General features: G+C 57.2%; 5 protein-coding genes. 3 read left to right on the top strand and 2 right to left on the bottom strand.

Annotation, left to right across the window (positions count from 1 at the left end):
- The 3 genes from NZK35_RS12315 to NZK35_RS12305 form a co-directional block, all read left to right on the top strand.
- The coding region (locus NZK35_RS12315) for a metallophosphoesterase (protein ID WP_259632836.1) at positions 1–1,061 on the top strand (1,061 nt) is incomplete at its 5' end.
- 68 nt (positions 1,062–1,129) lie between these two features.
- A complete protein-coding gene (locus NZK35_RS12310; RefSeq protein WP_259632835.1) occupies positions 1,130–3,580 on the top strand; it encodes a glycosyltransferase in 2,451 nt (816 codons plus the stop codon).
- Positions 3,581–3,796: 216 nt separating this feature from the next.
- Complete coding sequence (locus NZK35_RS12305) at positions 3,797–4,501, top strand: BON domain-containing protein (protein WP_259632834.1); 705 nt, start codon at positions 3,797–3,799, stop codon at positions 4,499–4,501.
- 123 nt (positions 4,502–4,624) lie between these two features.
- Here the strand turns inward: NZK35_RS12305 and NZK35_RS12300 are convergent, their stop codons facing one another.
- Together NZK35_RS12300 and NZK35_RS12295 are read right to left on the bottom strand one after the other, a co-directional pair.
- The gene (locus tag NZK35_RS12300; protein WP_259632833.1) at positions 4,625–5,497 is read right to left on the bottom strand and encodes an SDR family oxidoreductase; all 873 of its coding nucleotides are present in this window, start codon (positions 5,495–5,497) and stop codon (positions 4,625–4,627) included.
- Positions 5,494–6,726: a glycosyltransferase gene (locus NZK35_RS12295; protein ID WP_259632832.1), complete on the bottom strand. Its 1,233-nt coding sequence runs from the start codon at positions 6,724–6,726 to the stop codon at positions 5,494–5,496. The genes NZK35_RS12300 and NZK35_RS12295 overlap by 4 nt, the downstream gene beginning before the upstream one ends.
- Positions 6,727–6,798: the final 72 nt, after the last annotated feature.

The raw sequence follows: 6,798 nt of genomic DNA, 5'->3' as shown, positions 1-6,798 counted from the left end.
TATTGGGCTTTAGCCGCCTACTCTCGCTGCTCCGCAGCGAGGGAAAAATCGCCTCAAGGCTACACACCAACGATTGCCAATTCTTCATTGCCACAACTCATACCGATTCCATGAAAGACTTTGCAAAACGAGCCGTCGGCTTCGTCGCTCTGGCGATGATTCTGTACGCCGGCTATCGCTTCGCCGCACATAATCAGTGGATCATCGTCACGCACGGCGAGCGAGTGGTCGAGACGGGCGAGTCGCCTCAAGTGATCGATCCGGAATCGGAGTTCAGCCTGCTGGTCATCGGGGATACCGGATACGATTCCAACCAGCGAACAGAGGTCGTGGCCGCGATGAGACGTCATTCGCAAGGGGCAGCGCCCGACGCCGTCGTGCTGCTGGGCGACAACTTTTATGAGCACGGCGTCGACTCGGTCGACGACCCGCGATTCCAAACGGATTTCGAAAACCTGTTTGATGAACCTTCGTTTCCGTTTCCGTTCTACGTCTGTCTCGGGAACCACGACTACGGTGGCGATATCAATGCCCAGGTTCGGTACACGGAAAAAAGTGACCGCTGGACGATGCCGGCCAATCACTATTCCGTTCGCCACTTGATCGGTGATGTCGCGATCGACCTGTTTGTGATCGACACCTATTTGATCGCGAACCCTGACCGACGGGGCAAGGACGAATTGGCTTGGCTGGATCAACAACTCACTCAAAGCGATGCAACGTTCAAAATCGTCATCGGGCATCATCCGGCGATTTCGGGTGGAAGACATGGTGCCTATCCTGCAATCACCGAAACAGTTCCGGAATTGTTGCGTGAGCACGCGGTCGATCTGTATTTGTCAGGCCATGATCACGATTTGCAGCTGAACGATTCGGGACATGGATGGTTGCAGGTCGTCAGCGGCAGCGGAAGCAAGCTGCGCAGTACGACGTGGACCGACCAGACCATTTTCGCCAAGGCCGCTCCAGGGTTCTGCTGGATTCTCATTCGGGGTGACCAACTTTGGGTCACGTTCTATTCCACCGAGAGTCGTCTTTTCACGTCTCATGTCGGCAACTGATCTTGTGCCGCGGGATTGGCGGCCATACAAGCTGAATTACTAAATCTCTAGTACAAAGGATCGCAAGGATGCAACCACTCGACCAATTCGATCACCGTTCCGGCCACCCATCGATCAAGGGGGCAGCGCCGAAGCGATCGCCAAGTCTCTCGCTCGTCTTGCCGGCTTGGAATGAAGCCGAGGTGATTGGCCAAGCGATCGCGGAGGCAGAGTCGGCGCTGGGCGACTTGACCGATCGATACGAAATCATTGTCGTCGACGATGGCAGCACAGACGAAACGTCGGCGTTGGTCCGCGAGGCCGCACGACTGAACCCCGCGATTCGGCTGATCCGTCATGACGACAATCTCGGCTACGGCGCCGCCTTGCGAAACGGATTCGCGGCCGCGACGTGCGATCTGGTCGCGTTTACCGATGCGGACTGCCAATTCGATCTAGCCGAGTTGGACCGGTTGGTGTTTTTGTCCCAGCGGTACGACATCGTGTGTGGTTATCGGATCGATCGCAAGGATAGTCGATTGCGATGTTTTTACTCCCGCGTCTACAACGGGATCGTTCGATGCTTGCTCGGCACCGAAGTTCGTGATGTGGATTGCGCGCTCAAACTGTTTCACCGGAACGTGGTGCAAGAACTGACGATTTCCACCAGCGGGTTCCTGGTGAACTCGGAATTGTTGACGGAAGCGAAGAAGCGGGGACACTCGGTGGTGGAAGTGGGCGTGTCCCATCGACCGCGGGCGGCCGGCAACAGCACGGTTTCGGTGGCCCACATTCCGACGGTGCTGGCCGGACTGGTCCGCTATTGGTGGAACATGGTTCAGTTTCCTTCCGTGGCGACAACAGGCGTTATCTCCGGTCCTTTTTCAATCGTCCACGGACTGCTATTAGTCGTCGCGGCACTCTTCCTGTTTACGAATCTCGGCTATCCGCTGATCGATCGAGACGAAACCCGTTACGCCGAGATTCCGCGTGAGATGCTTGTCAGTGGGAATTGGGTTCTGCCGCAACTCAATTTCCAGCCCTACTATGACAAACCGCCGCTGCTGTATTGGTTGTGTGCGATCAGCTATCGTGTCTTCGGTGTCAGTGAATGGTCGGCACGATTGGTTCCGGCGCTGGCGGCTTTCGGGACGTTGCTGGCGACCATGTGGTTTGGCAATCGCAACTTTGGCAGCCGAATCGGACTGTTCGCAACCGGCGTGTTGATGTTGTCGGTGGGATTTGTTTTCACCAGCCGGTATCTCTTGATCGACGGTGTGTTGACGCTATTGACCACGCTCTCGTTATTCAGCGTCTATGAGGCGATCAAGCCTGCCGCCGGCAAGCGGACATTGCATTTGGGATGGTGGTTGGCGGCGGCAATGTTCTGTGGCTTGGCGTTTCTGACCAAGGGGCCGCTTGCACTGGTGCTCTTGCTGCCGCCCTTGATCGTTTTCAGCTGGCTCACCGAATCGTACGTCGCGCCGACCATTCGGCATTACCTGATGCTGCTGGGTGTCGTTGCCGGGATCACCGCACCCTGGTTGGTCGCCGTCTCGATGCAGGACCCGTCTTTCCTGGTCGAATTCTTTTACCGCCACAATGTGGCGCGGTTCGCAGGTGAATTTCATGCCCGACCGATTTGGTTTTTCATCCCGGTGCTCTTGCTGGCCGGCCATCCGTGGACGTTCTTGACGATTCCCTACGTCGGGTTTCTCACGTCGCGGACACGGACGGTGTCCCAAAGTCGTCCACCGGTGCTGGGATTCCTGATGCTTTGGAGCGGATGGTGTTTCGTGTTCTTTTCGATCGCCAAGTGCAAGTTGCCGACGTACCTGTTGCCGGCCGCCCCAGCCTTGTCGTTGATGGTCGGTCACTATCTTGTTTACGTCACCAAACGATCGACGACAAATTCGCGAGAGTGGTTTGCCCGTTTTTGGTCGGCACGAACGGCGACGGCAGCGACCTGTTTGGCCGGCGTCGGGTTTTCGGCATTCATCGCATTGACCGGAGCAAACGTTTCGATCACGAGTTACGTTTGGATCTTGATCTGGACGTCGCTGCTGGTGGGCAGTTTGCTGATGATTGCCGATCGACATCAAGGCAAGTATGCGTGGGGTTCCTCGTCGGCCCTGACCCTCTTGTTGGCAGTGATGGTGATGCATCAGATCGTTCCGGCCTACAGTCGTCGGCAAACGATCTTTGCCGCCGCGTCTCCGTTGCGGACCAAGCTTCCTTTGAGTGCGAACTCAGCGATTGCCACCCTTTCTCATGAGTTCTCCGAGGTCCCCTTTTATCTTCAGCGCAGCGATGTCCGGCACTTTGATAACAGCAACTCAACAGCGCTCGGTGAGTTTATCGCCGAGAACGAGCATGCGTTGGTCATCATGGAGAAGCGCGTGCTGATCGGGCAGCTCCGAGAACGACTACCCGATGGCACACGGATTCAGCTGATCGGCGAGCGAGGCCCCGCGCGGCTTTTGCAGGTCACCGCGGCGTCGCCTCGATTGGCACAGCAAAACGTGACGAATCTGCAGTAGTCATCGATCGTCACAGCACCACCCGCATCGGCTGACCCGCAGACGCGTTCGGCTGCGGTCCGTTGGCACACGACTTGCACTCCTTCGAATCGCCTTGGCCCAGTCGTTGTTCAAGCGAGTCGATGGGCAAGAATCAAAGGCCGAAACACAGTCCAGAGAAAGTCGTAACGTCATTGGAAACGGTGTGTTCCATGACCGAAGGAGGTGAACGGGATCATGAAAAAGACCATCGAAATGAAAACAGACGCACACCTGCAGCGTGACGTTTTGGACGAATTGGAGTGGGAGCCGAGTGTCGATGCCGCACAGATCGGCGTGACCGCAAAAGACGGTGTGGTGACACTGGCCGGTCATGTCCCGGTCTATTCGGTCAAACACAAGGCCGAGGAAGTGGCAAAGCGTATACATGGTGTGCGTGCGGTCGCCAACGAAATCCAGGTCCGACCGTCGGATGCAAACGTTTTGGACGACGAGCAGATCGCCGCTGCAGCCGTCCATGCCCTCCAGTGGGACTCGGAAGTGCCGGACCGGAGCATTCAAATCGCTGTCGAGGACGGTTGGATCAAAGCGGAAGGAACGGTTGAACACCGCTACCAAAAAGACGCCGTTGACCGCGCGCTTCGCCACCTTCGTGGCGCTCGAGGAATGAAAAATGAGATTGCGGTGGTTTCGCCCCAAACGATCAGTGCGATCAAGACTGCGATCGAATCGGCGTTCAAGCGTAGTTCGCTGTTGAATTCCAAGACGTTGGCGGTGGAGGTTGAAGATTCGAAAGTGACCATCACCGGTGATGTCCACTCGCTCAACGAACTTACCGAAGTCGAACGGACGGCCTGGTCGACCGGTGGCGTCCAGGAGGTGGATAACTGCGTCACGATCACGCCGTGGGGAACGGGCCCCGCCGAGGAATGGGGCTACTGAGCGCGACGGAGCAACCAGCCAACCGAAGCAGGCTGGGCAGCAACGGTGGACAGCAACCGTCATCGGCTCCCAAGCTCGGCGGTGTTCCGCTAACACCGTTAGAGCCAAAGTAGAAGCATTGGGCTAACGCTCCGGTTGCCAAGTCTCCAACGCCGCCGCGATTGCTTCGCGGACATCTCGGATCGGAAACCCCGTTTGGATGAGTTTCGAGTTGTCCAGGACGCAGCTGGAGCGTGGCACTCCGTTGGTCGCGGCCATGAACTCGGCTTCGTCGCGAAAGTACTGAAAGGCGCGGTCGATGTTGCGCTGTGCCTGAATCAACTGGACGACTTCGCCGGTAGAGACCGCGCCGGTGTTGACGATGTTGTAGACGCCAAACGGGACACGATTTTGCCAACAGTGAAGGCAAGCATCGACGAATTCATTCACATCGGCGAGTGAATTGGTCACGTCCAACAGACGCTCGTAACGCATTATTTTTGACAGGTAGTTGCGTTCGCCATCTCGATTGCTGAAGGGAATCCGCAACCGCCATACAAACACGTTGTCCGCTCCTTGAAGACACTCCTCGCCGATCGCTTTACTGCCCGAATAAAAACTGCAGGGCGGTGATCGAAAGCAGAAATTTGGCGGGTCGGTTTCACGAAACCCCGATCCATCCTGACGTGAGCCGTTGTAAATGCAGCCCGACGAGACGTGTCCCCAGGGAATGTTGCGCAGCTCGCAGGCCTCGCGGACGATGCCCGGAAGGACGGCATTGCCCAGCAAACAATCGGCTTTGTGGTGTTCGCAGGCTTCCACGTTGGGTTTGCCCGTGTACCCGGCAGCGTTGATCAGGAACGACGGTTGCGTCTGATCAATCAACTCGATCAAACGATCACGCCGTGTGTAGTCGCAGTCCCGCCGTGAAATCACGCAAAAGTTCAGGCCTCGATCTGACAGCCGGCTTGCGAACGTCGTTGCGACATACCCGCTGCCGCCCAAGAGTAGAATCATGGATCGGCACTCGAATCCGCGTCAACGCCGACTCCTAATTCACGATAGAGCGTCAGCATCTTGTCCAGGCACTTTGGCAGCGTGTACGAATCCAAAACGGTCTGCCGTGCCGCCTTTCGGAGCGGATCAAACGCGGCCGGAGCATCGAGTGCCTGCAGAACACGCTCCACCCACTGGTCGATCTGGAAAAAGTCCACCAACCATCCGTTCTTTCCGTCTTCGATCAACTCTCTCACCGGAGCGGTATCGCTGCCGATCGCCAGCGCGCCGCAACTCATCGCGTTCAGCAACGACCAGCTCAACGTGAACGGGACGGTTAGGTAGAGATGAACATCCGACAGAGAAAACACATTGACCAGCTCGGAGGGCCGGACACGTCCGACGAAGTGGATCCGCGAGAGATCGATTGCCTGTTTGCTGAGGAACCACTCTTTAAACGTTTTTCCTTCGGTGAATCGGGCGTCCCCACCGTAGGCGATCCGGTCTTCGCCGATCACCAGCACGGTCACGTCCCGGCGTTCCCGACAGACTCGATCGGCGATTTGCATGAAGATGTCGAAGCCACGCATCGATTCCATGCCGCGGCTGACGTAGGTCAACACCCGATGGTCCGATGGAATGTCGATCGCAGCGACCCGACGGCTGGGGCGTTCGATCGGTTTCCAGAAATCCGTGTCGATCCCGTCAAAGATCGTGCGGATCTTGGGTCGGAACTCCGCCGGCAATTGAGACTGCTGAAATGCGGTGGGGGCGTATCCGGCATCGCAGTTTTCCAAGTCCAGCAACAGCATCGCGTTGCGGGTTCGAGCTCGCAACAGCGTGGCGGTGTCACAGGGAGGAAGGTCGACACGGAAGTCGATGTCGCTGTCCCGGGTGCGATAGAAGAACTCAAAATAGTTGATGATCGGCACATCGTACAACTCGCGCAAGTACAGCGTCGAAACCATTCCGCTGTGTCCGACGATCAAATCGGGTTGGACGTCGGGACGCGATCTCAGGGCGTCGAACAGCGCGGTGGAATGCCAGATCTGATTCTCGAAGGTGCGACTGCAAAAATTCGTCTCCGCACGGGCACCGCCGCGTGGTTCGTACAGCACGCGGCCGATGCCCTCGATTTCACCGCCGTGCTGTGATGCAAACGTGCATCGCCAACCATGCTTTTGCACCAAGTGGTTGGCGATTTGGCCGAACTGGGCGGGGAAATTTTGGTGGACAAATAAAACATGCATGGTGCGGGAAGACGGGGGGTTCATTTGCCGCGGTTGCCGGGGGCTACAGCATACCCCGATCCCGTCCGCCTG

The sequence above is a fragment of the Stieleria sedimenti genome, assembly GCF_025060895.1.
Taxonomy (GTDB): Bacteria; Planctomycetota; Planctomycetia; order Pirellulales; family Pirellulaceae; genus Stieleria; species Stieleria sedimenti.
This window is presented reverse-complemented; position numbering and strand designations above follow the sequence as displayed.

Excerpts from the sequence above, each read along its gene's own strand:
- NZK35_RS12310 (WP_259632835.1), top strand. The coding sequence starts at position 1,130 with ATGCAACCACTCGACCAATTCGATCACCGTTCCGGCCACCCATCGATC.
- NZK35_RS12305 (WP_259632834.1), top strand. The coding sequence starts at position 3,797 with ATGAAAAAGACCATCGAAATGAAAACAGACGCACACCTGCAGCGTGAC.
- NZK35_RS12300 (WP_259632833.1), bottom strand. The coding sequence starts at position 5,497 with ATGATTCTACTCTTGGGCGGCAGCGGGTATGTCGCAACGACGTTCGCA.
- NZK35_RS12295 (WP_259632832.1), bottom strand. The coding sequence starts at position 6,726 with ATGCATGTTTTATTTGTCCACCAAAATTTCCCCGCCCAGTTCGGCCAA.